The organism is Pseudomonas sp. S36 (genome assembly GCF_016647875.1).
In the GTDB taxonomy this organism is placed as follows: Bacteria; Pseudomonadota; Gammaproteobacteria; order Pseudomonadales; family Pseudomonadaceae; genus Aquipseudomonas; species Aquipseudomonas parafulva.
On the sequence record NZ_JACVVG010000054.1, the window covers coordinates 1 to 26,338 of the forward strand.

At 64.5% G+C, this 26,338-nt stretch carries 23 protein-coding genes and 1 riboswitch; of the genes, 16 read left to right on the forward strand and 7 right to left on the reverse strand.

Annotated features, from left to right (window positions below):
• Nucleotides 1-140: 140 nt before the first annotated feature.
• The gene (locus IAE36_RS20925; RefSeq protein ID WP_028631867.1) at nucleotides 141-473 is read right to left on the reverse strand and encodes a DMT family transporter; all 333 of its coding nucleotides are present in this window, start codon (nucleotides 471-473) and stop codon (nucleotides 141-143) included.
• Nucleotides 474-557: 84 nt separating this feature from the next.
• On the opposite strand from IAE36_RS20925, the gene IAE36_RS20930 reads away from it, so the two are divergent.
• Entirely contained in the window at nucleotides 558-1,448 is an 891-nt protein-coding gene (locus tag IAE36_RS20930; protein WP_028631866.1) for a LysR family transcriptional regulator, read from the forward strand.
• Between the two features lie 11 nt (nucleotides 1,449-1,459).
• Complete coding sequence (gene waaA, locus IAE36_RS20935; RefSeq protein WP_201214408.1) at nucleotides 1,460-2,731, forward strand: lipid IV(A) 3-deoxy-D-manno-octulosonic acid transferase; 1,272 nt, start codon at nucleotides 1,460-1,462, stop codon at nucleotides 2,729-2,731.
• A 24-nt stretch (nucleotides 2,732-2,755) separates the two neighbouring features.
• Here waaA and IAE36_RS20940 read toward each other — a convergent pair whose 3' ends face one another.
• Nucleotides 2,756-4,189: a TolC family outer membrane protein gene (locus IAE36_RS20940; protein ID WP_201214409.1), complete on the reverse strand. Its 1,434-nt coding sequence runs from the start codon at nucleotides 4,187-4,189 to the stop codon at nucleotides 2,756-2,758.
• Nucleotides 4,190-4,348: 159 nt separating this feature from the next.
• A riboswitch (TPP riboswitch) is annotated at nucleotides 4,349-4,455 on the forward strand.
• 154 nt (nucleotides 4,456-4,609) lie between these two features.
• On the opposite strand from IAE36_RS20940, the gene thiC reads away from it, so the two are divergent.
• Both thiC and cytX read left to right on the forward strand, forming a co-directional pair.
• Nucleotides 4,610-6,490 carry a phosphomethylpyrimidine synthase ThiC gene (gene thiC / locus IAE36_RS20945; protein WP_201214411.1) on the forward strand — a complete coding sequence of 627 codons (1,881 nt, stop codon included), beginning with the start codon at nucleotides 4,610-4,612 and terminating at the stop codon, nucleotides 6,488-6,490.
• A gap of 147 nt (nucleotides 6,491-6,637) precedes the next feature.
• The gene (cytX, locus tag IAE36_RS20950; RefSeq protein WP_201214414.1) at nucleotides 6,638-7,921 is read left to right on the forward strand and encodes a putative hydroxymethylpyrimidine transporter CytX; all 1,284 of its coding nucleotides are present in this window, start codon (nucleotides 6,638-6,640) and stop codon (nucleotides 7,919-7,921) included.
• On the opposite strand, the gene IAE36_RS20955 is transcribed toward cytX, so the two are convergent.
• Nucleotides 7,890-8,636 carry an RsiV family protein gene (locus tag IAE36_RS20955; protein ID WP_060480701.1) on the reverse strand — a complete coding sequence of 249 codons (747 nt, stop codon included), beginning with the start codon at nucleotides 8,634-8,636 and terminating at the stop codon, nucleotides 7,890-7,892. The genes cytX and IAE36_RS20955 overlap by 32 nt on opposite strands.
• 185 nt (nucleotides 8,637-8,821) lie before the next feature.
• Here IAE36_RS20955 and IAE36_RS20960 point away from each other — a divergent pair, with 185 nt between their 5' ends.
• The 9 genes from IAE36_RS20960 to IAE36_RS21000 all read left to right on the forward strand — a co-directional run bounded on the left by IAE36_RS20960 (nucleotide 8,822) and on the right by IAE36_RS21000 (nucleotide 18,023).
• Nucleotides 8,822-9,439: an NUDIX domain-containing protein gene (locus IAE36_RS20960; protein ID WP_201214429.1), complete on the forward strand. Its 618-nt coding sequence runs from the start codon at nucleotides 8,822-8,824 to the stop codon at nucleotides 9,437-9,439.
• The gene (locus IAE36_RS20965; RefSeq protein WP_028631859.1) at nucleotides 9,430-9,882 is read left to right on the forward strand and encodes a DUF1249 domain-containing protein; all 453 of its coding nucleotides are present in this window, start codon (nucleotides 9,430-9,432) and stop codon (nucleotides 9,880-9,882) included. Before IAE36_RS20960 ends, IAE36_RS20965 begins: the two co-directional genes overlap by 10 nt.
• A 40-nt stretch (nucleotides 9,883-9,922) precedes the next feature.
• On the forward strand, nucleotides 9,923-10,696 hold the full coding sequence (gene cpdA / locus IAE36_RS20970; protein ID WP_201214442.1) for a 3',5'-cyclic-AMP phosphodiesterase: 774 nt from the start codon (nucleotides 9,923-9,925) through the stop codon (nucleotides 10,694-10,696).
• A 132-nt stretch (nucleotides 10,697-10,828) separates the two neighbouring features.
• Nucleotides 10,829-11,437: a YqiA/YcfP family alpha/beta fold hydrolase gene (locus IAE36_RS20975; protein ID WP_201214432.1), complete on the forward strand. Its 609-nt coding sequence runs from the start codon at nucleotides 10,829-10,831 to the stop codon at nucleotides 11,435-11,437.
• Nucleotides 11,438-11,472: 35 nt separating this feature from the next.
• A complete protein-coding gene (gene parE, locus IAE36_RS20980; RefSeq protein ID WP_028631856.1) occupies nucleotides 11,473-13,377 on the forward strand; it encodes a DNA topoisomerase IV subunit B in 1,905 nt (634 codons plus the stop codon).
• Nucleotides 13,374-14,360, forward strand: a complete 987-nt coding sequence (locus IAE36_RS20985) for an esterase-like activity of phytase family protein (protein WP_201214435.1) — start codon at nucleotides 13,374-13,376, stop codon at nucleotides 14,358-14,360. The genes parE and IAE36_RS20985 overlap by 4 nt, the downstream gene beginning before the upstream one ends.
• Nucleotides 14,357-14,875, forward strand: a complete 519-nt coding sequence (locus tag IAE36_RS20990) for a retropepsin-like aspartic protease family protein (RefSeq protein WP_201214439.1) — start codon at nucleotides 14,357-14,359, stop codon at nucleotides 14,873-14,875. The genes IAE36_RS20985 and IAE36_RS20990 overlap by 4 nt, the downstream gene beginning before the upstream one ends.
• 10 nt (nucleotides 14,876-14,885) lie before the next feature.
• Complete coding sequence (parC, locus tag IAE36_RS20995; RefSeq protein ID WP_028631853.1) at nucleotides 14,886-17,141, forward strand: DNA topoisomerase IV subunit A; 2,256 nt, start codon at nucleotides 14,886-14,888, stop codon at nucleotides 17,139-17,141.
• 171 nt (nucleotides 17,142-17,312) lie between these two features.
• Nucleotides 17,313-18,023: a PqiC family protein gene (locus IAE36_RS21000; protein ID WP_028631852.1), complete on the forward strand. Its 711-nt coding sequence runs from the start codon at nucleotides 17,313-17,315 to the stop codon at nucleotides 18,021-18,023.
• Between the two features lie 67 nt (nucleotides 18,024-18,090).
• Here IAE36_RS21000 and IAE36_RS21005 read toward each other — a convergent pair whose 3' ends face one another.
• Nucleotides 18,091-19,542 (reverse strand): AhpA/YtjB family protein, encoded by a 1,452-nt coding sequence (locus IAE36_RS21005; RefSeq protein ID WP_201214440.1) that lies wholly within the window; start codon nucleotides 19,540-19,542, stop codon nucleotides 18,091-18,093.
• 134 nt (nucleotides 19,543-19,676) lie between these two features.
• Here IAE36_RS21005 and serB point away from each other — a divergent pair, with 134 nt between their 5' ends.
• Nucleotides 19,677-20,894, forward strand: a complete 1,218-nt coding sequence (gene serB / locus IAE36_RS21010) for a phosphoserine phosphatase SerB (RefSeq protein WP_028631850.1) — start codon at nucleotides 19,677-19,679, stop codon at nucleotides 20,892-20,894.
• A gap of 71 nt (nucleotides 20,895-20,965) precedes the next feature.
• Here serB and asd read toward each other — a convergent pair whose 3' ends face one another.
• From asd to IAE36_RS21020, 3 genes are read right to left on the reverse strand one after another with little or no spacing between them, the layout of a single operon-like run.
• Nucleotides 20,966-21,823, reverse strand: coding sequence for an archaetidylserine decarboxylase (gene asd, locus IAE36_RS23765; RefSeq protein ID WP_028631849.1), 858 nt, complete (start codon nucleotides 21,821-21,823; stop codon nucleotides 20,966-20,968).
• A gap of 9 nt (nucleotides 21,824-21,832) precedes the next feature.
• Nucleotides 21,833-22,642 (reverse strand): rhodanese-like domain-containing protein, encoded by an 810-nt coding sequence (locus IAE36_RS23770; protein ID WP_028631848.1) that lies wholly within the window; start codon nucleotides 22,640-22,642, stop codon nucleotides 21,833-21,835.
• 44 nt (nucleotides 22,643-22,686) lie between these two features.
• Nucleotides 22,687-24,222, reverse strand: a complete 1,536-nt coding sequence (locus IAE36_RS21020; protein ID WP_201165162.1) for an HDOD domain-containing protein — start codon at nucleotides 24,220-24,222, stop codon at nucleotides 22,687-22,689.
• A gap of 130 nt (nucleotides 24,223-24,352) precedes the next feature.
• On the opposite strand from IAE36_RS21020, the gene motA reads away from it, so the two are divergent.
• Both motA and motB read left to right on the forward strand, forming a co-directional pair.
• Nucleotides 24,353-25,204: a flagellar motor stator protein MotA gene (motA, locus tag IAE36_RS21025; protein WP_028631846.1), complete on the forward strand. Its 852-nt coding sequence runs from the start codon at nucleotides 24,353-24,355 to the stop codon at nucleotides 25,202-25,204.
• Between the two features lie 3 nt (nucleotides 25,205-25,207).
• A complete protein-coding gene (motB, locus tag IAE36_RS21030; RefSeq protein ID WP_028631845.1) occupies nucleotides 25,208-26,230 on the forward strand; it encodes a flagellar motor protein MotB in 1,023 nt (340 codons plus the stop codon).
• Nucleotides 26,231-26,338: the final 108 nt, after the last annotated feature.

A 26,338-nucleotide genomic window follows, 5' to 3' on the forward strand; every position in this document is an offset into this window, starting at 1 on the left:
GGAGCGAGCGCAGCTCGCGATGCGCCGCGCGGGCGGCGCTCGATCTCCCAGTCGCCGCAACTGCAATGGCGAACACCAAACGACCCTCTACCCAAGCAATCCAAACCAACCGCCCCGGCTCGCGCCCTCCCAGCCAAGCATCAATGCCCCGCCGTCTTGGAAAACACCTGAATCACCACCACGCCCCCAACAATCATGGCCATGCCCAGCATGGCGGGCACGTCCAGCTTCTGCCCGTAGATCACCAGTGCCGCCACGCTGATCAGCACGATGCCCAAACCCGACCACACAGCATAGGCAATCCCCACCGGAATGCTGCGCACCACCAGCGTCAGCATCCAGAACGCGATCCCGTAGCCCACCACCATCAACAGCAGCGGCAACGGCGTGCTCAGCCCTTTGACCGCTTTCATCGAAGCAGTGGCGATGACTTCGGCGCAGATGGCGATGGCGAGGTAGGTGTAGGCATTCATGATGGTTTCTCCTGATGATGCGCGCATTCTAGAGGGTGCCAGGATGCGGTAAAGTCATTACCTATCTGGTATGGAGATAGGTTGATGGCCGAGCTATGGAACCTGGAGCAGCTGCGCACCTTCCTGCGCGTGGCGGAGCTGCGCTCATTCTCAGCAGTAGCGCGGGAGCAGGGCAGGGCGCAGTCCGCAATCAGCAATGCCATCGCCTTGCTGGAAGCCGACCTTGGCGTCACGCTGTTCGAGCGCAGCAGCGGTCGGCAGCCGAAACTCACTGAAAACGGCAGTGCCCTGTTGGCCGATGCCCGCGAGTTGTTACGCCAGTGCGAACGCCTGGACGGCCGTGCCCTGGCACTGATGCGCGGCCAGGAAGCCCTGTTGCGGGTGGCGCAAGACGAAGCCATGCCCTATCAGCCCGTCATCGACAGCCTGGATGAACTGGCCAGCCGTTACCCGTTTCTGGAAGTGCAACTGGCCAGCGGCGCCCAGGGTGACGTAGCGCGCAAACTGGTCGAGCGGCGCGCCGACCTTGGCCTGTTCTTCCACCACGAAAGCATGCCTGCATCGCTGGAGCGGCGAGCCCTGGGGAGTGTGGAAATGGTAACCGTGTGCGCCGTTGACCACCCACTGGCGCAGGCCGGGCCGGTGACCCGTCAGCAACTGGCACGCCACCGCCAGTTGCTGGTTACCCCCCAGCAGAGCGGCTACCCGGGCGGTGAAGCGATCAGCCCGCAGGTGTGGCGGGCCGACAGCTTTTACGCCATGGCCGAATTGCTGATGCGCGGCCTGGGTTGGGCCTGGCTACCGCGGCATGTGGTGCAATACCCGACCTATCAGGCGCACATGGTCGAGCTGGCCAGTGAATGGCGCCCACCTGCATTGGTGGTGGAACTGGCCTGGCGCCGGGACGAGCCACTTGGGCCCGCCGCACAGTGGCTGGCCGAGCGCTTTGCGGTACACCTGCGTGCTATCGGGTAAACTCCGCCGCCATGAACAGAACTCTCTATACCTTGTTGTTTCACCTCGGTCTGCCACTCGTTGCGCTGCGCCTGTACCTGCGTGCGCGCAAGGCGCCTGCCTACGGCCAGCGCGTGGGTGAGCGCTTTGCATTCAAACTGCCAGCCATGCGCAAGGGCGGTATATGGGTACACGCGGTGTCGGTGGGTGAAAGCATCGCCGCAGCGCCGATGGTGCGCGCATTGCTCAAGGCCTACCCGCAGTTGCCGATCACGCTCACCTGCATGACCCCAACCGGGTCGGAGCGTATTCGCGCCCTGTTCGCCGACGAACCCCGGGTGCAGCATTGTTACTTGCCCTATGACCTGCCATGGGCGGCTGGGCGTTTTCTGGACCATGCGCAGCCGAAACTGGGCGTGATCATGGAAACCGAGTTATGGCCCAACCATATCCATCAGTGCGCCAAACGCTCGATCCCGGTCGCGCTGGCCAATGCGCGGTTGTCCGAGCGTTCGGCCCGTGGCTATGGCCGCTTTGCCAGGCTGACCCGGCCCATGCTGGCCGAGATGAGCCTGATTGCGGTGCAGACCGAAGCGGAGGCCGAGCGTTTCCGCACCTTGGGTGCGCGCCCGCAGTGCGTGCAGGTGACGGGGTCGATCAAGTTCGACCTGCAAGTCGACCCGCAACTGCTGCCACGCGCCAAGGCGCTGCGCGAGCAGTGGGGGGCAGCCCAGCGGCCGGTGTGGATCGCGGCCAGCACCCATGAAGGCGAAGACGCACTGATTCTCCAGGCTCATCAGCAGCTGCTGAAGAACCATGCCGATGCATTGCTGATTCTGGTGCCGCGCCACCCCGAGCGCTTCGCTGCCGTGCATGCCCTGTGTAGCGAGCAGTTCGCAACGGTACGCCGCTCCGCTGGGGACGCAGTGCAGGGCCAGAGCCAGGTGCTGCTGGGCGATACCATGGGCGAGTTGCTGTTCCTCTATGCCCTGGCCGACATCGCCTTCGTGGGTGGCAGCCTGGTGGCGACAGGGGGGCATAACCCGCTGGAGCCCGCCGCGCTGGCGCTACCGGTGCTGATGGGGCCGCACGTCTTCAACTTCCTCGAAATCAGCGCAATGCTGCGCGAGGCCGGGGCGTTGCAACAGGTGGACGATGCCGACGGGCTGGCCCAGGCGGTGCAGCGCCTGGTCGAGTTACCGCAGGATGCCCGACGCATGGGCGAGGCGGGCAGGGCAGTGATGCGGGCCAACCAGGGGGCGTTGCAGCGGTTGATCGATGGGTTGAGTGGGTTGTTAGGGTAAGGCCGCCGCCACGCAGCCCCCGTTTCAGCGCCTGCGCTCGAAGTTCTTGGCCGCCGCCGCCGCCAGGTCCGGCGGCAGGAAATCCTTGTCCGGGTTGTAGTCCGGTTTCAGGTAGCCCTTCAGATCCTGCAGGTCTTGCGGGCTGAGCGTGCCGGCTGCCTGCTTGAGGCTCAGGCTATCGAGGATGTACGCATAGCGGCTGTTGTTGTAATCCCTCACCGAGGTATACAGCTGGCGCTGCGCATCCAGCACGTCAACGATGTTGCGCGTGCCCACCTGGTAGCCAATTTCAGTGGCTTCCAGCGCACTCTGGTTGGAAATGATCGACTGCTTGCGCGCCTGCACCTGCTCCACGTCGGTATTCACCGCCCGGTGCAGGTTGCGGGTGTTTTCCACCACCTGGCGGCGCAGGCTCTCACGCTGTTGTTCGCTCTGGCTGAGGCGCTGGTAAGCCTCGCGCACCTGGGAGCTGGTCAGGCCACCGCTGTAGATCGGGATGTTCAGTTGCAGGCCCACCGTGGTCTGTTCCACGTCACCGCCATAGCGCACGCCCAGCGGCGACGGGTTGCTGAACCCCAGGTTGTCGTTGTCGCCCTTCTGGTACTTGGCCACTGCATCCACCGTGGGGGCGTGGCCGGCCTTGCGCTGGCGCAGGGTTTCTTCGGCGGCAGACACCGCATAGTTGGTGGCCAGCAGGTTCAGGTTCTGCCGGCCTGCGGTTTCTACCCAGGCCTTGGCGTCGTTGGGGGTCGGCACCTGCACCGGCAGGCTGTGCACCACGCCCTGAATCGACGTGTACTCACGGTTGGTGAGGGTGACCAGGGCCTGGAAGGCATCCTGCACCTGGCGGTCGGCAATGATGCGGTTGGCCCTGGCGGTGTCGTAGCTGGCCTGGGATTGCAGCACGTCGGTCTTGTCCGACAGGCCCACGTCGAAGCGTTCGTTGGACTGGTCCAGTTGGCGCTTGAGCGCGGCCTCTTCGGCTTTGGTCGCAGCCAGGTTGTCCTGGGCGCGCAAGACCGCAAAGTAGCTTTGCGCGGTCTGCAGGATCAGGTTCTGTTCGGTGGCCGACAATTCCAGTGCGGCCTGCTCGTTGACTGCTTCGGCAGCCTGCAACTGGAACCACCGATCGGCGCGGAAGATCGGCTGGGCCAGTGTCGCGCTCCAGGCGTTGCCGCTGCGGGTAGAGGTGATCGAGGGTTCGTCGAGCTTGGTGCGCGTGTTCATCATCTCGGCACCCGCTGACAGGTTTGGCAGCAGCCCGGCACGGGCCTGGGGCACCACTTCGCGCCGCGCGCCATAGTCGGCGCGGGCTGCCGCCAGGTCGGCGTTGTTGTCCACGGCTTCCTGGTAGACGCTGACCAGGTCGGTCTTCACCGTTGGGGGCACGTCTGCTGCCCAGGCCATCGCGTTGGATGCACAAGACACGGCGAGGGCCAGTGAAAGTTTGCGCAGCATAGGTGCAATCCTTGTACGAAATGTAATTACTGAACTGTTGAGTATCGTGCGATGACGCAGTGTAGTGCGGTGTGCCCCGGGCAACAATCGCCTATTCACCGCCGATCGTCCGGGCCGATAGCCGCTTGGCTTTGCGGGCCACTCCAGTCTAGACTGCGCATGTTCTTGTCGGGGTGCCTTGAAGCAAAGGCTGAGATCGCATAGGTGCGGATCCCGTTGAACCTGATCAGGTTAGCGCCTGCGTAGGGAACAAGATTGCTCGCCTTCCCGGGGAGCCTCTTGTGCCAGGTCCGGGAATGTCTCAGCTGCTTGCGGCTGTTGGCACCTCGTCTTTGGCACCGCACCCGTCTAGGAGTGCATCCGCGTCCTTCAGGTTCACCCCGACATTCCACTGCTTGGAAGCCGTCTGGAGAGCCTGTGATGACCAAACAAGAAAAAGCGATCAACCTCAGTGAATCGGCCCAGGTCGATCAGCAGTCCGTGCAACCGTTTCCGCGCTCGCGCAAGGTGTATGTCGAGGGTTCGCGCCCGGACATCCGTGTGCCCATGCGCGAGATCAGCCTGGACGACACCCCCACCGATTTTGGTGGCGAAACCAACGCCCCGGTGCTGGTCTACGACACCTCCGGCCCCTACACTGACCCCAGCGTGCTCATCGACGTGCGCAAGGGGCTGGCCGATGTGCGTTCGGCCTGGATCGAGGCACGCGGTGATACCGAGCGCCTGGCCGGGCTCAGCTCCCACTTCGGGCAGGAGCGCCTGAACGATGCCGAACTCGCCAAGCTGCGCTTCGCCCACGTGCGCAACCCGCGCCGGGCCAAGCCCGGTGCCAACGTCTCGCAGATGCACTATGCCCGCCAGGGCATCATCACCGCCGAAATGGAATACGTGGCCATCCGCGAGAACATGAAGCTGCAGGAAGCCCGGGCCGCGGGCCTGCTGGCCGAGCAGCACGCCGGGCACAGCTTTGGCGCCAGTATCCCGCAGCAGATCACCCCGGAGTTCGTGCGCGAAGAGGTTGCCCGTGGCCGTGCGATCATCCCGGCCAACATCAACCACCCAGAGCTGGAGCCGATGATCATCGGCCGCAACTTCCTGGTGAAGATCAACGGCAATATCGGCAACAGCGCACTCGGTTCCTCCATCGAGGAGGAGGTGGCCAAGCTGACGTGGGGCATCCGCTGGGGGTCGGACACGGTCATGGACCTGTCCACCGGCAAGCACATCCATGAAACACGCGAGTGGATCATCCGTAATTCGCCAGTGCCGATTGGCACCGTGCCTATCTACCAGGCCCTGGAAAAGGTCAACGGCGTGGCCGAAGACCTTACCTGGGAGCTGTTCCGCGATACCCTGATCGAGCAGGCCGAGCAGGGCGTGGACTACTTCACCATCCACGCCGGGGTGTTGCTGCGCTATGTACCGCTGACCGCCAAGCGCGTCACCGGCATCGTAAGCCGCGGGGGTTCGATCATGGCCAAGTGGTGCCTGGCGCACCATCAGGAGAACTTCCTCTACACCCATTTCGAAGAAATCTGCGAAATCATGAAGGCCTACGACGTCAGCTTCTCGCTGGGCGATGGCCTGCGCCCGGGGTCGATTGCCGATGCCAACGACGCTGCCCAGTTCGGCGAGCTGGAAACCCTGGGCGAGCTGACCAAGATTGCCTGGAGGCACGACGTGCAATGCATGATCGAAGGCCCCGGCCATGTGCCCATGCAGCTGATCAAGGAGAACATGGACAAGCAGCTTGAATGCTGTGACGAAGCGCCGTTCTACACCCTTGGCCCGCTGACCACCGATATCGCACCGGGCTACGACCACATCACCTCGGGCATCGGTGCGGCGATGATCGGCTGGTTCGGCTGCGCCATGCTCTGCTACGTCACGCCCAAGGAGCACCTGGGCCTGCCGAACAAGGACGACGTGAAGACCGGCATCATCACCTACAAGATCGCTGCCCACGCTGCGGACCTGGCCAAGGGGCACCCCGGCGCGCAGATCCGTGACAACGCGCTTTCCAAGGCACGCTTCGAGTTCCGCTGGCAGGACCAGTTCAACCTGGGCCTGGACCCGGACACCGCCCGCGCGTTCCACGACGAAACCCTGCCGAAGGAGTCGGCCAAGGTCGCGCACTTCTGCTCCATGTGCGGGCCGAAATTCTGCTCCATGAAGATCACCCAGGAAGTGCGCGAGTACGCCGCCAAGATCGAAACCGTTGACGTTACGGTGGAGCAGGGCATGCGTGAGCAGGCCGAGCGGTTCCGCCAGGAAGGCAGCCAGCTGTACCACAAGGTGTAACCGGCTTTACACCTGCACCGAACCGGCTGGCTCCTTCGCGGGTAAACCCGCTCCCACAGGAATGTGAACTGCCCTGTGGGAGCGGGTTTACCCGCGAAGCGGCCAGCCGCTTCAGCACACACCTCAACCTTCTCGGCGATCACAACAATGACCACCCCCAGCCCGTTCTCCCCCGACCACCCGGTCCCCGCTGCCAGGCGCATCTTTGGCGCCCGCGACCTGTTCTCCCTGTGGTTCTCCCTCGGCATCGGCCTGATGGTGCTGCAAGTCGGCGCCATGTTGGCACCGGGCCTGGGCCTTGCCGGCGCGGTGCTTGCCATCGCCCTGGGCACAGGTGTCGGGGTGCTGCTATTGGGCGCCGCCGGGGTGATCGGCAGCGACACCGGGCTGTCCGCCATGGGTACCCTGAAGCTCAGCCTGGGCAGCCATGGCGCACGGTTACCGGCGCTGCTCAACCTGCTGCAACTGGTGGGTTGGGGCGCCTTTGAAATCATCGTCATGCGCGACGCCGCGAGCCTTTTGGGCGCACGCGCGTTCGGCGAAGACAGTGCCTGGAACAGCCCCATGCTGTGGACGCTGTGCTTCGGCGCCCTGGCCACCGCGCTGGCAGTCAGCGGGCCGTTGGCCTTCGTACGCAAGATCTTGCGCGCCTGGGGTATCTGGCTGCTGCTGGGCGCCTGCCTGTGGCTGACCTGGAACCTGTTCGCCAAGGCCGACCTGGCCGCCCTTTGGAACCGCAGCGGCGATGGCTCGATGTCGCTGGCGGTGGGCTTTGACATCGTCATCGCCATGCCCCTGTCATGGCTGCCGCTGATCGCCGACTATTCGCGCTTCGCCCGTGATGGCCGGCAGGTGTTCGGTGGCACGGTGCTGGGCTACTTCATCGGCAATACCTGGCTGATGAGCCTTGGCGTGGCCTACACCCTCGCCTTCGCTGCCAGCGGCGAGGTCAATGCATTGCTGCTGGCCTTGGCGGGGGCGGGCATGGGCATCCCGTTGCTGCTCATCTTGCTGGACGAATCGGAAAAGGCCTTCGCCGATATCCATTCGGCAGCGGTGTCCAGCGGCGTGCTGGTGCCGGTGAAGGTCGAGCACCTGGCCCTAGTGATCGGTGTGCTGTGCACCCTGATTGCCTTGTTGGCCCCGCTGGCCCAGTACGAGAACTTCCTGCTGCTGATCGGTTCGGTGTTCGCGCCGCTGTTCGGCGTGGTACTGGTGGACCATTACGGGGTGCGCCGTCGCCGCCTGCCGACCCAGGCCACGGGGCTGCACTGGCCGGCGTTGCTGGCCTGGGGAATCGGCGCGGTGGCCTACCACGTGATCGCAGCGCAGGCGCCGGACCTGGGGGCTACCCTGCCGGCGGTGCTGCTGGCAGGGCTGACCTACGGTGTACTGAGCCTCAGCCGCGGCCGGGGAACAGTTCAGGCTTGATCACGCCGTTGAGGCGCGGGTAGGGGATTTTCAGCTCTACATGGCCCATGGAATACGGCGCGATGGCGTACACCTCGTACTTCACCACCACCGCGCCGTAGGTCAGGGCAATGTGCGGCGAACGTTTGAACGGCCAGGTCTTGAGGAACTCGGCGTCCTTGTCCATGCCGACGCTGATCAGCCAGGCACGGTGGGACTCCTCGACGGTCTTCCAGAACGTGTCTTCCTGGCCGGGTACCAGCATGTCCTGCAAGGTCAGCACCTTGTCCAGCTTGCGTGAGTAGTTGATGAACGCGCGGCCCGGCATGCCATGGGCACCGCCGGTGTCCAGGTAGCTGGACAGCTCGACGATCACCAAGCCGTCATGCTGCTCGCGTACCTTGGCCTGCAGGTAGCTGCTGTTGCGCTTGTCGGCGCTGGCCAGGTACTGCTGCTCGTAGGCTTGCAGCGTGGCCGGTACGCTGCCGCGCGCGTTGTCTTCGGTCAGCTGCAGCAGGCGTTTTTCAACGATTGCGTCAAGCTTGGGCAGCGCCGGGAAGTGCACGGTATCAATGTTCACCAGCGGGCAGTCACGTTCGCTGCAGCCGGGTTTCACGTGCTCCCAGGCCTCGCGCTTGACCTCGAGGGGGGCTCGGTAGTTGGGCGCGAACAGGCTCTGGCAAGCACCCAGGGCCATGGCCAGCACAGCCACGGAAGTCAGTTTGACAAGTGTCATGATGATCCTTGCAAGAACAGGGAAAAGTCGGCCTTTGACTGTCGGCGCGGCCTTCAGTTCGCCACTAAGCTAACAGAGACACGGCCTGCTGTCCCGTGTGCCCCAACGGTTGCTGCTGGGGGGTGAAACGTGCCAGCGTGCAGAGTAGGATGGCGCGAAGCGGTATCGAGGTAATGAGGATTTCCATGTCAGACACGTTGAATTCAGTGCCCCGGGCGGTCGAGATCGTCAAGCGGGCCAACTGCTTCCAGGGCTTCTACAAGCTCGACAAGCTGCAACTGCGCCATGAGCTGTTTGCCGGTGGCATGGGGCGCGAGATCAGCCGTGAGCTGTTCGTGCGCCACGACGCGGTGTGCGTGCTGCCCTACGACCCGCAACGCGATGAAGTGGTGCTGATCGAGCAGTTTCGCGTCGGCGCCCTGGGCAAGGCCGACAACCCCTGGCTGATCGAGATGGTTGCAGGGTTGATCGACAAGGACGAGCAGCCCGAAGAGGTCGCCCACCGCGAAGCCGAGGAAGAGGCCGGCCTCAGCTTCAGCGCGCTGTGGCCGATGACCCGCTACTTCCCCTCACCGGGCGGCAGTGATGAATACGTCCATCTGTTCCTGGGCCGTTGCAGTGCCGAGGGGGCGGGTGGCCTGCATGGCCTGGAGGCCGAAGGCGAGGACATCCGCGTGCGCGTCTGGTCGTTCGAGGATGCCCTGCAGGCGGTGCGTGACGGCCGTATCTGCAACGCCGCTACCATCATTGGTCTGCAATGGCTGGCGCTGAACCGTGACGAAGTCCGGGGTATGTGGAAGTGAACCTGTTGCGCGAGCGCTACCGGGTCGACCTGGCCGGGCTGCAGGCCGCCTGCGAAGCCAATTACGCCCGGCTGATGCGGCTGCTGCCCGACATGCGCAGCACCCAGAGTTCGCGCCGCATCGGCATGACCCAGGGCGACCAGATGCTCGGTGTACTGGTGCTCGAAGTGGTGCTGGCCTGCCCCTATACCACTACCCTGCGCGTGCGCCAGGAGCACAGCTTGCCCTGGCTGCCGGTACCGGTCATGGAGGTGCAGGTGTACCACGACGCGCGCATGGCCGAAGTGGTCAGCGCCGAGCATGCCCGCCGGCTGCGCAGCATCTATCCCTACCCCAATGATGCCATGCACCAGCCGGACGAAAAGGCCCAGCTCAACCTGTTTCTGGGTGAGTGGCTGAGCCATTGCCTGGCCTGTGGCCACGAACTGGCAAGCGCCCGCTGAAAGGAGACGGCCGTTGCCGCACCTGAACCCTGCCGGCACCGTGAATGTGGTGCAACTGACCGATGCTCACCTGTTTGCCGACCCTGGCGGCAGCATGCTGGGCCTGAATACCCGTGACAGCCTGCGCCATGTGGTGGCCCAGGCATTGCGCGAGCAGCCGGACACCCACCTGCTGTTGTGCACCGGTGACCTGTCCCAGGATGCCAGCGTTGCGTCTTACGCAGCGTTTCGCCAACTGACCGAAGGCTTTGCCGCACCTGCCCGCTGGTTGCCAGGCAACCATGACGAAGCCCAAGTCATGGCTCAGGTTGCGCCCGAGTTGGTGCAACCCGTTACAGACCGGGGCGCTTGGCGCATCATCATGCTCAATACGGCCGTGCCGGGCGCCGCTCACGGCTGGCTCGACGATGCCCAGTTGGCGCTGCTGGATGCCGCGCTGGCCAGTGCGGGCGGGCGGCACTGCCTGGTGTGCATGCACCATCAACCCGTGGACATCGGCTGTGCCTGGATCGCCCCCATCGCCCTGCGCAACGCCCCGGCGCTGTTCGCAGTGGTGGCGCGTTACCCACAGGTGCGCGCCTTGCTGTGGGGTCACGTGCATCAAGAATGGGATGAATGGGGCGAGGGCCGACGGCTACTGGCTACACCTTCTACCTGCATCCAGTTCGCGGCGCGCAGCGAGGACTTCCAGGTCAGCCACGAGCAGCCAGGCTACCGCTGGCTGCGCCTGCATGCCGACGGAATGATCGAGACGGGGGTTGAGCGGGCGCGGGACTTCGTCGTGGCGCTGGACTTCGACAGCCCAGGGTACTGACGGGTACACCAGCGCTGAGCGGTAAAAGTGTTGCCAAACCCGCCACGCAGCGTCAAAACCCGTCGAACGCGCTACACTGCGCGTCCCTGCGCCGGCGTCACCAGGCGCGAAGTCACAGATTCCGGGGGCAGCATGTCGGGTTCCATCCTCTATATCCATGGCTTCAACAGCTCGCCGCTGTCCACCAAGGCGCGCCAGCTGGAGGCTGTCATGCAGCAGATCGGCCTGGCCGAGCAGTTGCGCCTGCCTGCCTTGCACCATCACCCACGCACTGCCATCACCCAACTGGAAGCTGCCATCGCCGAGCTGGGCGCGCCGTTGCTGGTCGGCAGTTCGCTGGGCGGCTACTATGCCACCCACCTAGCCGAGCGCCATGGCCTTAAGGCGTTGCTGATCAACCCGGCCGTGAACCCGCACACGCTGTTTGACGGCTACCTGGGCACCCAGCACAACCACCATACTGGCGAGGCCTGGGAACTCACCCACGACCACGTCCAGGCCCTGGCGGCGCTGGAGGTACCACCGCCGGCTGACGCCAGCCGTTACCAGGTCTGGCTGCAAACCGGCGACGAAACCCTGGACTACCGGCATGCCGAGCGCTACTACCGCGCCTGTGCCCTGCGCATCCAGGCAGGTGGGGACCACAGTTTCCAGGGCTTCGCCGAACGGCTGCCGGCCTTGCTGGCGTTTGCCGGCATTGAGCGCGCGCAGTATGCGGCCCTCGATTTTTCTGTATTTTGATTTTTTCGCATTCACCAGACTGACGACGAGACCCCATGGCCAATCCCAGCGCTAGCGCCTATAACGCAGACGCCATCGAAGTCCTCTCGGGCCTTGACCCGGTCCGCAAGCGGCCGGGCATGTATACCGATACCAGCCGCCCCAACCACCTGGCCCAGGAAGTCATCGACAACAGCGTCGACGAAGCCCTGGCCGGCCACGCCCGTTCGGTGCAGGTGACCCTGCATGCCGACCACTCGCTGGAGGTCAGCGACGATGGCCGTGGCATGCCGGTGGACATCCACCCCGAGGAAGGGGTTTCCGGCGTTGAGCTGATCCTGACCAAGCTGCACGCCGGCGGCAAGTTCAGCAACAAGAACTACCAGTTCTCCGGCGGCCTGCACGGCGTGGGCATCTCGGTGGTGAACGCCTTGTCCACCCAGGTTCGTGTGCGCGTGAAACGTGACGGCAACGAATACCAGATGACCTTCGCCGATGGCTTCAAGGCCAGCGAGCTGGAGGTGGTCGGTTCGGTGGGCAAGCGCAACACCGGCACCAGCGTGTATTTCAGCCCGGACCCCAAGTACTTCGATTCGCCCAAGTTCTCTGTCAGCCGCCTCAAGCACGTGCTCAAGGCCAAGGCCGTGCTGTGCCCGGGCCTGCTGGTCACGTTCGAAGACAAGACCAGCGGCGAGAAGGTGGAGTGGCACTACGAAGATGGCCTGCGCTCCTACCTGGTGGACGCGGTCAGCGAGTTCCAGCGCCTGCCCGACGAGCCGTTCTGCGGCAGCCTGGCCGGTAACAAGGAAGCGGTGGACTGGGCCCTGCTGTGGCTGCCCGAAGGCGGCGACAGCATTCAGGAAAGCTACGTCAACCTGATCCCCACCGCCCAGGGCGGTACCCATGTCAATGGCCTGCGCCAGGGCCTGCTCGACGCCATGCGCGAGTTCTGCGAGTTCCGTAACCTGCTGCCCCGTGGCGTGAAGCTGGCGCCGGAGGACGTGTGGGAGCGCATCACCTTCGTGCTGTCGATGAAGATGCAGGACCCGCAGTTCTCCGGGCAGACCAAGGAGCGGCTGTCGTCCCGCGAGGCGGCGGCGTTCGTTTCCGGTGTGGTCAAGGATGCCTTCAGCCTGTGGCTCAACGCCCACCCCGAGCTGGGCATGCAGTTGGCCGAGCTGGCCATCAGCAATGCTGGGCGGCGCCTGAAGGCGAGCAAGAAGGTCGAGCGCAAGCGCATCACCCAGGGGCCGGCACTGCCTGGCAAGCTGGCGGACTGCGCAGGCCAGGACCCGATGCGCGCCGAGCTGTTCCTGGTCGAGGGTGACTCGGCTGGCGGCTCGGCCAAGCAGGCGCGGGATAAGGAGTTCCAGGCCATCCTGCCCCTGCGCGGCAAGATCCTCAACACCTGGGAAGTGGATGGCGGTGAAGTGCTGGCCAGCCAGGAAGTGCACAACATTGCCGTGGCCATTGGCGTAGACCCGGGGGCCACCGACCTGGCACAGCTGCGTTATGGCAAGGTATGCATCCTGGCCGACGCCGACTCCGACGGCCTGCACATCGCCACCCTGTTGTGTGCCTTGTTCGTCCAGCACTTCCGCGCCCTGGTCGAAGCCGGGCACGTCTATGTGGCCATGCCACCGCTGTACCGCATCGACCTGGGCAAGGAAATCTACTACGCCCTGGATGAAGCCGAGCGCGACGGTATCCTCGACCGCCTGGTGGCCGAGAAGAAACGCGGCAAGCCCCAGGTTACGCGCTTCAAGGGCCTGGGCGAAATGAACCCGCCCCAGCTGCGCGAAACCACCATGGACCCGAACACCCGGCGCCTGGTGCAACTGACCCTGGACGACGTACAGACCACCTGCGAGCTGATGGACAAACTGCTGGCCAAGAAGCGTGCGGGTGACCGCAAGGCCTGGCTGGAAACCAAAGGCAACCTGGCCGAGGTCATGGTTTGATCCGTCTGCTTCTGGCGGCCTTGCTGGCGCTGGCTGCCCTGTCGAGCGTGGCAGGCGAATGGCCCGAGTTGCAGTTGGTCGCCGAGCACCCCATCGACGGCATGCGTGCCGGCAACCTGTCTGGCCTGGCCCAGTGCCGGGGCAGCCTGTGGGGGGTGTCGGACCGTGATGACGACCGCATCTACCGCCTCGACCAGCAAGCCCGCGTGTGGCGTGCCGAACCTCTGCTGTTCGATCCGCCAGCGGTACCGGAAAGCGGCTTGCCATGGGGGCTCAAGACCCGCACCTGGCTTGCGGGCCTGGTGCGCGGTGGCGAGCTGGATTTCGAGGGCCTCACCTGTGACAAGGCGGGCAACCTCTACCTGGTCAGTGAGGCCCATGCAGCGGTGCTGCAACTGCCCGAGGCGGGTGAGCCGGGCTGGCTGAAGATTGACTCGGCCATGGTGCGCCAGGCCCGTGCCAGCGGCATGTTGCTGAACTTCAATGCGTTGTTCGAAGGCCTGGCGATCAACCCGGCAGGGGACCGCCTGTGGCTGGCGGCAGAGCGTGAGCGCCGTGGCCTGGTGGCCATCGAACGGCAGCAGTCGGTGTGGTCCTGTGGCCGTGGCTGTGTGCTGCTGAGCGAAGCCGGTACCGAGATGCAGCCCGCGCAGATGCCCAACGCCCGGCCGCGTTCGCGGGACTTTGCCGACCTGGCCTGGTTCGAGGGCAAGCTGTTCACCCTTGAGCGCAATGCCTACCGTATTTGCCGGCGCGACGTAGACACCGGCCAGGTGGAGCGTTGCTGGTCGTTCGCTGCCGATGCACTGGTTGAGCACCGCCGTTACGACCAGCCGTTCGGCGTGGCCGAAGCGCTGGTGATCGATGCCAAAGGCGCCTGGGTCGGCCTGGACAACAACGAGGCTGCCCGGGCCGACGGCGAGGCACGCCCCATCGTCTGGCGCTTCGCCGCGCCGCAAGGCGGCTGGAGCGCCAAGCCATGAGCCAGGCCCCCGGCAGGCGTGCGGGCAGGGTACTGATGATCCTGGCCTGGGCGGCCGCGTTGTTTTTGGCCACCCGCTACTTTGGTGACTGGGAAGACCGCCAGCGCAACCCCAACGCCCAGGTCCAGTCGTCCCATGGGCAAGGCTTTATCGAGGTGCGCCTGCTGGGCAATGGCCAGGGCCACTTCGTGGCCGATGGCGCCATCAATGGCCAGCTGGTGCACTTCATGCTCGACACCGGCGCCACGGACGTGGCCGTACCCGAAACCCTGGCTGGCAAGCTGGGGCTCACCCGCGGCAGCCCCGTGGTGCTGAGCACCGCCAATGGCCGGGCTGCCGGTTACAGCACGCGCCTTGCAGACCTGCAACTGGGTGATATCCACCTGCAGAACGTGCGCGCGGTGGTGATACCCGGCCTGGACGACGACACTGTGCTGCTGGGCATGAGCGCCCTGAAACAACTTGAATTTACCCAGCGCGGCGGCACCATGCTGTTGCGCCAGAACCTGAAATGACGAGGCTCGCATGAGCGACTTACAAGACAGCCTGGATGGCGTAGAACGCCGCTCACTGGCTGACTTCACCGAACAGGCCTACCTCAACTACTCCATGTACGTGATCATGGACCGCGCCCTGCCGCACATCGGTGACGGCCTCAAGCCCGTGCAGCGGCGCATCGTGTACGCCATGAGCGAGTTGGGGCTGGACGCCGACGCCAAGCACAAGAAGTCGGCGCGTACGGTGGGTGACGTACTCGGCAAGTTCCACCCCCACGGTGATTCGGCGTGCTATGAAGCCATGGTGCTGATGGCGCAGCCGTTCAGCTACCGCTACACCTTGGTCGACGGCCAGGGTAACTGGGGTGCGCCGGACGATCCCAAGTCGTTCGCGGCCATGCGTTACACCGAGGCGCGTCTGTCGCGCTACGCCGAAGTACTGCTCAGCGAAGTGGGCCAGGGCACCGTGGACTGGGTACCCAACTTCGATGGCACCCTGCAGGAACCGGCCGTGCTGCCGGCGCGCCTGCCCAACATTCTGCTCAACGGCACCACCGGTATCGCCGTGGGCATGGCCACCGACGTGCCGCCGCACAACCTGCGCGAAGTGGCCAGTGCCTGCGTCCGTTTGCTGGACGAGCCTAAGGCCACCATCGAGCAACTGTGCGAGCACATCCAGGGGCCGGATTACCCGACCGAGGCGGAAATCATCACGCCGCGTGCCGAGATCCTGAAGATGTACGAAAGCGGGCGCGGCTCCATTCGCATGCGCGCCGTGTACCGCGTCGAAGATGGCGATATCGTCGTGACCGCGCTGCCGCACCAGGTCTCCGGTGCCAAGGTGCTGGAGCAGATTGCCGCGCAGATGCAGGCCAAGAAGCTGCCAATGGTGGCCGACCTGCGGGACGAGTCCGACCACGAGAACCCCTGCCGCATCGTCATCATCCCGCGTTCCAACCGGGTGGATGCGGCTGAGCTGATGCAGCACCTGTTCGCCACCACCGACCTGGAGAGCAGCTACCGGGTCAACGTCAACATCATTGGCCTGGACGGCAGGCCACAGCTGAAAAACCTGCGTGCCCTGCTGCTGGAGTGGCTGGAGTTCCGTACCAACACGGTGCGCCGCCGCCTGCAGCACCGCCTGGACAAGGTGGAAAAGCGCCTGCACCTGCTGGATGGCTTGCTCACCGCCTTCCTCAACCTGGATGAAGTGATCCACATCATCCGCACCGAAGACCAGCCCAAGCAGGCCCTGATTGCCCGCTTCGACCTGACTGAAATCCAGGCCGACTACATTCTCGAGACCCGCCTGCGCCAGTTGGCCCGTCTGGAAGAAATGAAGATCCGCGGCGAACAGGACGAATTGCTCAAGGAGCAGGCCAAGCTCCAGGCCCTGCTGGGTTCCGAGGCGAAGCTGCGCAAGCTGGTGCGCAGTGAGCTGATCAAGGATGCCGAAACCTATGGGGACGACCGCCGTTCGCCGATCGTCGAGCGTGCCGAAGCCAAGGCCCTTTCGGAAAACGAGCTGATGCCGACCGAGCCCGTTACCGTGGTGCTGTCCGAAAAAGGCTGGGTGCGGTGTGCCAAGGGGCACGATATCGATGCCACGGGCCTGTCGTACAAAGCCGGCGATGGCTTCAAGGCTGCCGCTGCCGGGCGTTCCAACCAGTTTGCCGTGCTGATCGACTCCACAGGACGCAGTTATTCGCTGGCGGCCCACAGCCTGCCGTCTGCCCGGGGGCAGGGCGAGCCGCTGACGGGGCGCCTGACCCCGCCACCGGGTGCCACCTTCGACTGCGTATTGATGCCCGAAGACGATGCGCTGTACGTGGTGGCATCCGACGCGGGCTATGGCTTCGTGGTCAAGGGTGAAGACCTGCAGGCCAAGAACAAGGCCGGCAAGGGCCTGCTGAACCTGCCCAACGGTGCCAAGGTGATGACCCCGCGCCCGGTGGCCAGCCGTGAGCAGGACTGGCTGGCGGCGGTGACCACCGAAGGGCGGTTGCTGGTGTTCAAGGTCAGCGACCTGCCGCAGTTGGGCAAGGGCAAGGGCAACAAGATCATCGGGGTGCCGGGTGATCGGGTGGCCAGCCGTGAAGAGTTCGTCACCGATATTGCCGTGATCGCCGAGGGCGCCACGCTGGTGCTGCGGGCTGGCAAGCGCACGCTGTCGCTCAAGGCAGATGACCTGGAGCACTACAAGGGCGAGCGTGGCCGACGCGGTAGCAAGTTGCCACGTGGCTTCCAGCGGGTCGACGGGTTGCAGGTCGAGCTCCCGGCCTGACGCCCGCAAGGCCCGCATTGGCGATTTCACCGCCTGTGCGGGCAGAAATGCTGGAGTCGGGCCGCCATTTCGCGGATGATATGCCCCTTGCGGCGCCGGCTTGGCCGTGCGCCCGTTTGAATAATTGTGTATCACTGCGGTATGCCTGAAGGCATCCGCCTGGATGGGATGATGAAATTTCTGCGCATTCCCTTTGCGCTGTTGATGACTGGCTTGCTGGGCTTGGGTGGGTGCACCATGCATCAGCCTGTGGCCCTGTACCAGCTCGACAGCGGTGAGCCTGGCCAGCCGTCGCAGAGTGCTGGCATGGCCGTGGTGCTGGGCCCTGTCTCGGTGGCCGACTACCTGCAACGCGAAACCTTTCTGCAACGCCAGGCTGACGGCAGCCTGAGCGCCGCCACCGATGGCCGTTGGGCCGGTAGCCTTTCTTCGGACATCGACCAACTGCTTGTCCGCCAGCTGGCCTGGCGCCTGGACAGCCAGCGTGTGGTGCTGGCGCCGGCCACAGCGGGTTTCAGCCCGGATGTGCAGGTGCTGCTGTCGATCACGCGGCTGGACTCAGGCAAGAACCAACCGGCCATTCTGGATGCCCAGTGGCGCGTACTCGACCGCCGTGGCCAGGTACGTGACAACCGCATCGTTCACCTTGAGCAACAGCACGAGGGCAGCGAAGCATCCCAGGTGCAGGCCCAGGGCCAGCTGTTGCAAAAGCTGGCTGAGCAGCTGAGCACGGCCGTGAAGCCTCTGGCCAACCAGCCTGCGATTGCCGAGGTTGCGCCGAAAAAACCTGCTGCACCTGCGCAGGTGAAGAAGCAGCCTGAGAAATCGAAGATCCCCATGGCGTCCCCGATTCGTACCGATATGGAAGTCTATCGGTTCTGATCTTGGCGTTAAGTAAGAAAAAGCCCGCTGATGCGGGCTTTTTTGCGTGCGGCTGCTGGGGTGGGTGTCAGACCCGGCCCTCGTGCATGCGCGCCAGTTGCCGCTCGAGCATGGAGGGGTAGGGCTCCATCAGGCGCTCTACGCAGCATGCGCCTTCTGGGCTGGCGATGGGGCGGATGCGGGCACGTTGGCGGATCAGCGCGTCGTCGCTGATCTTGCGTTCCACCAGCAGCAGGTTGCGGCTGTGCTGCGACAGGGCCAGTGCGTCCTGTACCTTTTCTGCCATCAGCACGTCTACCAGCTCAAGCCCGTGCAGGTCGTTACCCAGGGTCAGGCCGAGCTGCAATTGCAGGGTAATGCCGCTGTCGGCCACCTCGATTTGCAGCGCATGGCCCAGGGCGCGCAGCAGCTCGCCGCAGCAGATGGCATTGGTCAGGTAGTCCTCACCGCACTCGCGGCTGTGGAACAGCACCAGCGTGCTGCCGTCATTGAGGGTGTGGGTTTCACCGTCATACAGCGAGGCGGCTTGCTCCAGGCAGTCCTGGTAGCGTTCGGTCAGCTCGGCCAGACGGGTACGTGGCAGGCGCCGCAGCTGCTCCTGCGAGCCCAGCTGCACGGCCAGTATGGCGCTGAACTGGGGTTCATCCGACTCGATGGGCAGCGGTTTGGGCGCGTCGTCATCCAGCAGGCCGGCAAAGGCTTCGTCATCGTCTTCGTCCACTGCAGCCGGCCTTGCTCGTGGTGCAGGCTTGGCGGCAGGTGCGCTGTGCAGGTCATGCTCCAGCTCGTCCTCGTCTTCCAGCTCCGGTTCCGGCTCTGGAGGCGGTGGCGGGGCCAGGCGTGCGTGCAGCTGGCGGGCGATATCGCCGATCTCGTCCTGGCGGTCGGTGGCCGGGGTGTAGTGCTGTGGGTCACGCAGCCACACCCGCAGTTGCAACAGTGGCAGGGTGATGTAGCGGCCCTGGCGCAGGCTGAGGGTAAGTGCCAGTACCAGCAGGATGGCGGCCAGGATGCCCATGCTCTGCAGGCTGATCAGCATGGGTTGCTGGAACTGGCTCATGTCCAGGCTGATGCGCAGTTGCCCGGCGGTGACGTCCTGGAAGGTAATCTTGGTCTGGTAGACCCCCTCGGTTTCCCCGATCAGGCTGTTGCGCGGGCGCTGCCCGGCTTCGGCGAGGATGCGGTTGTCGACGCTATAGATAGCCGCATGGGCCACCAGCGGGTTCTTCACCAAGTTGCCCAGCAGCACATTGAGGCTGAGGATGTCGTTGGCCACCAGCAGTTCGGTCGCCGAGGTGGCCGTCTGCGTGGTCAGGCTCTGCCCCAGCGCGTCGGCCTGCTCGTGCATGGCCTGCTTGAACTGCAAACCCATCACGCAGGCATAGATCACCAGCGCCAGGGCCACCAGGAAGATGTTGGTGCAGGCGATGCGCAGTGCCAGTGGCACGCGACGTTGACTCAGGGCGCGATAGATCATCAGGAAGAAGTTGTCTGCTTTGACGGGCGTGGGCCGGTTCACTGAGCTCGGCTCTTAATGGCATGAAGTGGGGGGCAGTATAGCGACCCGGGTTTTGTCGGCAAAGTATCGTTGGCGCCCGATGGTCACGGAAAGTCGGTAGAATGCGCATTTTTCATCGAAGTCGGAGCCAGGTTGTGCGCGAAATCGTCCTGATCAACATCACCGGTGAAGATCGCCCCGGTCTCACTGCTGCCATCACTGGCGTCCTGCTGCAGGGCGGGGTGAGCATTCTCGACATCGGCCTGGCGGTGATGCACGGCACCTTGTCGTTCGGCATCCTGGTGGACATCCCCGACAACGAAGTGGCCACCAAGCTGTTGCAGAGCGTGCAGGCCAAGGCCCACGAGCTGAACCTGCAGGCGCGCTACACGCCGATTTCCGAGGCGGATTACCAGCAGTGGGCCGACGGCCACGGTGACGCGCGCCACGTGGTGACCCTGTTGAGCCGCAAGATCACCCCGGACCAACTGCAGCAGGTCAGTGCGGTGATCAGCCAGCACAACCTGACCATCGAGCGCATCGAGCGGTTGTCTGCCCGTGTGGCGCTGGATGCCGATACCAGCAAGGGCAAGGCGGCCATCGAGATTTCGGTGCGCGGTGAGCCTGATGATGCCCAGGCGTTGCGGGCCGAGTTCTTTGCCTTGTCCGAAGCGCTCAGCATCGACATTGCCTTCCAGAAGGACGACCTGTTCCGCCGCAACCGCCGCCTGGCGGTATTCGACATGGACTCGACGCTGATCGAGGCCGAGGTGATCGACGAACTGGCCAAGGCTGCGGGCGTGGGTGAGCAGGTGGCGGCGATCACCGAGCGGGCGATGCGCGGCGAGCTGGATTTTCGCGCCAGTTTCAAGGAGCGCATGGCGCTGCTCAAGGGCCTGGACGTGGGTGTGCTGGACCAGATCGGTGCGTCGCTGCGCCTCACCGAAGGGGCGGAGACCCTGTTTGCCGAGCTCAAGCGGCTGGGTTACAAAACGGCCATTCTGTCGGGCGGCTTCACCTATTTTGCCCGCCAGGTGCAGGCGCGGCTGGGCATCGACTATGTGTTTGCCAACGAGCTGGAAGTGGTCGACGGCAAGGTGACCGGTGTGGCCGTGGAGCCGATCGTGGACGCTCAGCGCAAAGCCGAGCTGCTGCAGAAGCTGGCGAGCGAAGAGGGCTTGCAGCTTGAGCAGACCATCGCCGTGGGCGATGGCGCCAACGATTTGCCGATGTTGTCATTGGCAGGCCTGGGCGTGGCGTTCCGCGCCAAGCCCCTGGTGCGCCAGTCGGCCAAACAGGCCATTTCGACCCTGGGGCTGGATGGGGTGTTGTACCTGCTGGGCCTGCGCGACCGCGACGCGCAGTCGGCGTAGGCGCAGCGTTAGCCGCCTGCTGCGGGGGGGAACGCACTCCACACGCAGGCGGCGTTATCCCCAGCAGGGCATCAGGCTGGCAGGCCGAGCTGCTGCCCCATGCGCACGGCAGAGGCTGCGCCCAGCGATTGCGCCCACTTCACCTGCTGTGGCCCGAACAGGACGATGGCAGTCGAACCCAGCTTGAAGCGGCCCAATTCGGCACCTTTCTCCAGGTGGATGGGCGCGCGGCTGGCTTCGTCGTAGCGGAAGGTTTTCAGCTCACGTTTGGGTGGCGTCACCAGCCCTGCCCATACGGTCTCGATAGAGGCCACGATCATCGCCCCCACCAGCACCACCGCCATCGGGCCGCGCTCGGTGTCGAACAGGCACACCACGCGCTCGTTGCGCGCGAACAGCTCTGGCACGTTCTCTGCCGTGGTCTGGTTTACCGAGAACAGCCGGCCGGGCACGTACACCATCTCGCGCAGGGTACCTGCCAGCGGCATGTGCACGCGGTGGTAGTCCTTGGGTGACAGGTAGATGGTGGCAAACTCGCCGCCCATGAATGGCGCAGCCATGGCCGGGTCGCCGCCCAGCAGTTCCTGGGCGCTGTAGCCGTGGCCCTTGGCCTGGAAGATGCGGCCGTGCTCGATGGGGCCGAGCTGGCTGACTGCACCGTCTGCAGGGCACAGGATGCTGCCGGGCGTGTCGTCCAGCGGCCGTGCACCTGGCTTCAGGGCGCGGGTGAAGAAGGCGTTGAAGTGCTCATAGGCGCTCAGGTCTTCGACCAGCGCTTCGCTCATGTCGACCTGGTAGCGTTTGGCGAACCAGGCGGTAAAGGCATTCTTGAACCAGCGCACACGGCACTCGGCGACGCAGCCGGCCAGCCGTGACAGCAGGTGGTGCGGCAGCAGGTACTGGCTGATAATGAACAGACGGGATTTCATGCAGGTTCCTTAGACTTCTACAGGCGTGTCCGGGTGGTTGCCCCATTCGCTCCACGAGCCGGCATAGGCTTTGACACGTGGGTAGCCGAGGGCCTTGGCCACCAGGTAGGTGAAACCGGAGCGGCGGTGGGTCTGGCAGTGGGTGATCACTTCCTTGTCCGGGGTGATGCCCAGTTGCTGCAACACTTGGGCGATGTCAGGGCGGATGCGCAGGTGGTCGTTGAGGTCCATGCCGGCGGTCCACTCGAAGTTGATCGCACCGGGTATGTGCCCGCCCTTGGCCGCCAGCACTTTCTCGCCACTGAATTCCTGCGGACCGCGGGCATCCCAGATGACCAGGTCGTCGGCGCCCAGGCGGCTTTGCAGGTACTCGCGGGTGGCAGTGGGCGTAGTGTCGATGTGCAGTGCCACTGGCGTAGTGCCCTTGGCCGGGGCCTCGGTGGACAGTTTGTCCGCAGGCCACGCCTGGATGCCGCCATTGAGGTAGTGGTAGCGCGTGTGGCCGATCACGTCGAGCAACCAGATGAAGCGCCCGGCCCAGCCGCCGCCGTCATCGTCGTACACCACGTACACCGCATCATCACGGTGGCCCAGCTCACCGAACAGTTTTTCCAGGTCGCCCAGCGCTGGCAGCAGGCCAGGGGCCGGTGGCTGACCGAGCTGGGTGCGTTTGCCGTCGACAAAGTGCGCGCCCGGGACATGCCCACTGACATAGCGGTTCGCGCTGCTCAGGTCGACCAGGATCAGCTGGGGCGAAGCCAGGCGTGGCAGCAGGTCTGCGGGCTCGATCACCAGCGGCAGGCCGGAAAAGTCGCTCATCCACGGTCTCCAGTGTGCAAAGAGGGGCGATTGTAGCGCAAGGCTCAGGCCTTGCGGTTGGCAAACACGGTCAGGGCCCGCTCGATGCATTGTGCGGTCTTGCCGAAGGCCTGCACGCTGATGTCGGCCATGGGCCTGCAGCCCTGGTCGGCGACCATCAGCATGAGTACCTGGTCATTCACCGCCAGGGAGCGCAGCAGCACGTGCTCGCCGCGGAACAGGGCACGCAGTGGGGCGGGCAGCAGGGCGTTGAACTGGGTGTGGTTCTCGGGGGTAATGCGCAACTGCCCCGCCTGGGCCATCAACTTTTGTAACAGCTTGTTCGGCGCAACGGGCAGCACCAGGCTCGCGGCCTCCTTGGGCAGGCCGGCCACCTGCTGCACGCGCAGGCAGTCGTTGGCCCGGTCGAGCCCGAGCAGCAGTACGCGCTGCATGCCGCAGGCCAGCAGGGCTTCGCGTGCCTGGGTGGCGAGGTGGACGGTGTTGGTGAACGGGGTCGGCTGGGCCAGCAGGTCCTGGCAGAGCGTGCGCCAACGTGCCAGGTCGTCACTGGTAGGGGGCGGCGGTGCCAGCATGTCTGGGTGCGGTCGGCGCTGGTGCCAGGGCCAGATCAGCGCTTCGGCGGGGTGGAACAGTGCCAGCCTGGCATGGCGGCGGGCACTGGCAGCGGCCTGCTGGTGCATTTGCTGCTGCACGTCTTCCAGCGACGTCTGCAGGTAAAGCGCGGTCAGCAGTTGCCAGCGCAGCAGGTGCGGGTTGTCCCAGCCCACCTGGGCGGCCAGGGCCAGGTTGTTGGCCAGCAGTACGGTGTTGGCCGGCTGGTTGAACCAGCGTCGCAGCCCGGGCTCGGCGTCCAGCCTGTGTTGCTGGCTGAGCAGGTCTTCGTCGCGGGCGATGTTAAGCACCTGTGCCAGTTGCTCACGCTCCTCGAGCAGCAGGCGATAGCCCAGCGTGACCCACTGTGGCAGGCGCCAGTGCTCGGCCATGGCCCGGCACAGCTCCAGGATACGTACGCCAAACAGTTCATGCTCGACCTCTGCGGCCACCTCGCCTTTATGGATGACCCGCAGCTCCCAGGTGTCCAGCAGCTTGGGGTGGGCCAGCGCCAGTGGCCACAGTGGCGACAGGAACAGCAGGCTGCCCCAGTGGATTTCCTGCCAGAGCCGCGCCAGGCGGCTGGCGAACAGCCCACTGGCCTGCTGCGAGGCATGCTGGCTGATCAGCTGGAACTGGCAGAGCACCGGCGGGATGTTCTCGGCTGGCACTGATGGCAGGCGCTTGAGCAACTGCGCGCTGCGCTCCAGCCCCAGGCGGTTGAGGGCCACCTCCAGGCTTTCGGCAGGCTCGGCCTGGCTGGCGTTGGTGGGGTGGTTGGCTTCACGCATCACCGACAGCACCAGGGCGGGGCTATCCTGCATCAGTTCGGCGATATCGCGCAGTGAGCGGCGATTGTCGTTGATGGCCGCCATTACCCGGTCATAGCTGTGCTTGGGCACAGGTATGCGAATGCTTTCCAGCAGCTTTACCCAGGCCTCTAACGTACGTGGAGCCTGGCCGGGTACCTTGGTTTCGATTGGCATTTTGACATCAGTCCGAACTGGCTTTTCGCTTTGAGTGGCTATAGTCTGGCGCAGTTCTGCCGATAAGTAGAAGAAGAGTTTTGACGCTTCCGCCACATCCCCTGACCACGACAGCAAGTGCTTTGAATCTATGGCTAAAATTATCGGCATCATCGTCGTATTCGCGAGCGTGCTCGGCGGCTACGTGCTCTCCCACGGCAAGATCGCGGCACTGATCCAGCCGTTCGAAGTACTGATCATCGGCGGTGCGGCCTTTGGTGCATTCCTGCAGGCCAACCCCGGCTACATGACCATGCACGTCATCAAGAAGTCGATGAAGATGTTCGGCTCGCGCTTCACCCATGCCTACTACCTTGAAGTGCTGGGGCTGGTGTACGAGATTCTGAACAAGAGCCGCCGTGAGGGCATGATGGCCATCGAGGCCGACATCGAGGATGCCTCTGCCAGCCCGATCTTTGCCAAGTACCCGACCGTGCTGGCCGATGAACGCATGACCGCGTTCGTCTGCGATTACCTGCGCATCATGTCCACCGGCAACATGGCCCCACATGAGCTCGAGGGCCTGTTCGACATGGAGCTGCTGAGCATGAAGGAAGAGCTGGAGCACCCGTCGCATGCGGTGACCGGCGTGGCCGACGGCATGCCCGGCTTCGGTATCGTGGCTGCGGTGCTGGGTATCGTGGTGACCATGGCCTCGCTGGGCGACGGCGACCAGGCGGCCATCGGCATGCACGTAGGCGCGGCGCTGGTGGGTACGTTCTTCGGTATTCTGGCGGCCTACGGCTTCTTCGGCCCGTTGGCCAAGTGCCTGGAGCACGATGCCAAGGAGGAGCTGAACCTCTACGAATCGATCAAGGCTTCACTGGTGGCGTCGGCCTCGGGCATGCCGCCATCGCTGGCCGTGGAGTTCGGGCGCAAGGTGCTGTACCCCAAGCATCGCCCCAGCTTCTCCGAGCTGGAACAAGCGGTACGCGGTCGCTGATCCATGGAAAACAACCAGCCCATCATCGTCAAGCGCGTAAAGCGCTTTGGCGGCGGCCATCACGGCGGCGCCTGGAAAATCGCCTTTGCCGACTTCGCGACGGCCATGATGGCGTTCTTCCTGGTGCTGTGGCTGCTTTCCACGGCCACGCCGGAGCAGAAGATCGCCATCGCCGGCTACTTCAAGGACCCGATCGGTTTTTCGGAAAGTGGCACGCCCTACGTCATCGACCTGGGCGGCTCGCCTGAACTGGCCCCGGAAAAAACCATCAACCCGACGGAGAAGTCCGAGCCTACCCCCGACAACACCATCGAGGTGAACAAGGACCAAGTCGAAACCATGGCCGAGCAGGTCGAGCGGGAGCGCCTGGAACTGCTGCTGCAAGAGCTGCAGAACAAGGTGGAAGAAAACCCGCAATTGCAGAAGTTCAAGGACCAGATCCTGTTCGAGATCACCCAGGACGGCCTGCGTATCCAGATCATGGATGCCGAGAACCGACCAATGTTCGACATCGGCAGCGCACGCCTGCAGCCGTATTTCGAAGACATCCTGCTGGCGATGGCAGACACTATCAAGACCGTACCGAACAAGATCAGTGTCAGCGGCCACACCGACGCCAAGCCCTATGCGGGCACTGGCGAGTTCGGCAACTGGGAGCTGTCGGCCAACCGCGCCAACGCGGCGCGCCGGGCGCTGGTGGCCGGCGGGTACCCGGACGATCAGGTGGCGCGGGTGGTGGGCTATGCGTCGTCATCGCTGTTCGACCGCAAGAACCCGTTCAACCCGGTGAACCGCCGCATCGACATCATCGTGCTGACCAAGAAGGCCCAGCGTGATATCGAGGGCGAGCAAGGTTCGAAACAAGCGCCCGCCGCCCCGGCGTCGGCGCCCGGCGCTGCCGCACCCGCTGCGCCCAAGGCCGACAATGACAACGACCAGGCGCCCATGCAGCCCCGCGAGTTGCGCCAGAAGCTGAATATCTTTGAAGATGGCGCGCTGAAGATGGATGAAGCCAAGGAGCAATAGGCCTTTGGCGGTATCAGGGCTGACGGCTGTTTGGCGTAACGGGTGCAGCGCCTGCTGGATCGAGCGCCGCCCGCGCGGCGCATCGCGAGCTTTGCTCGCTCCTACGTT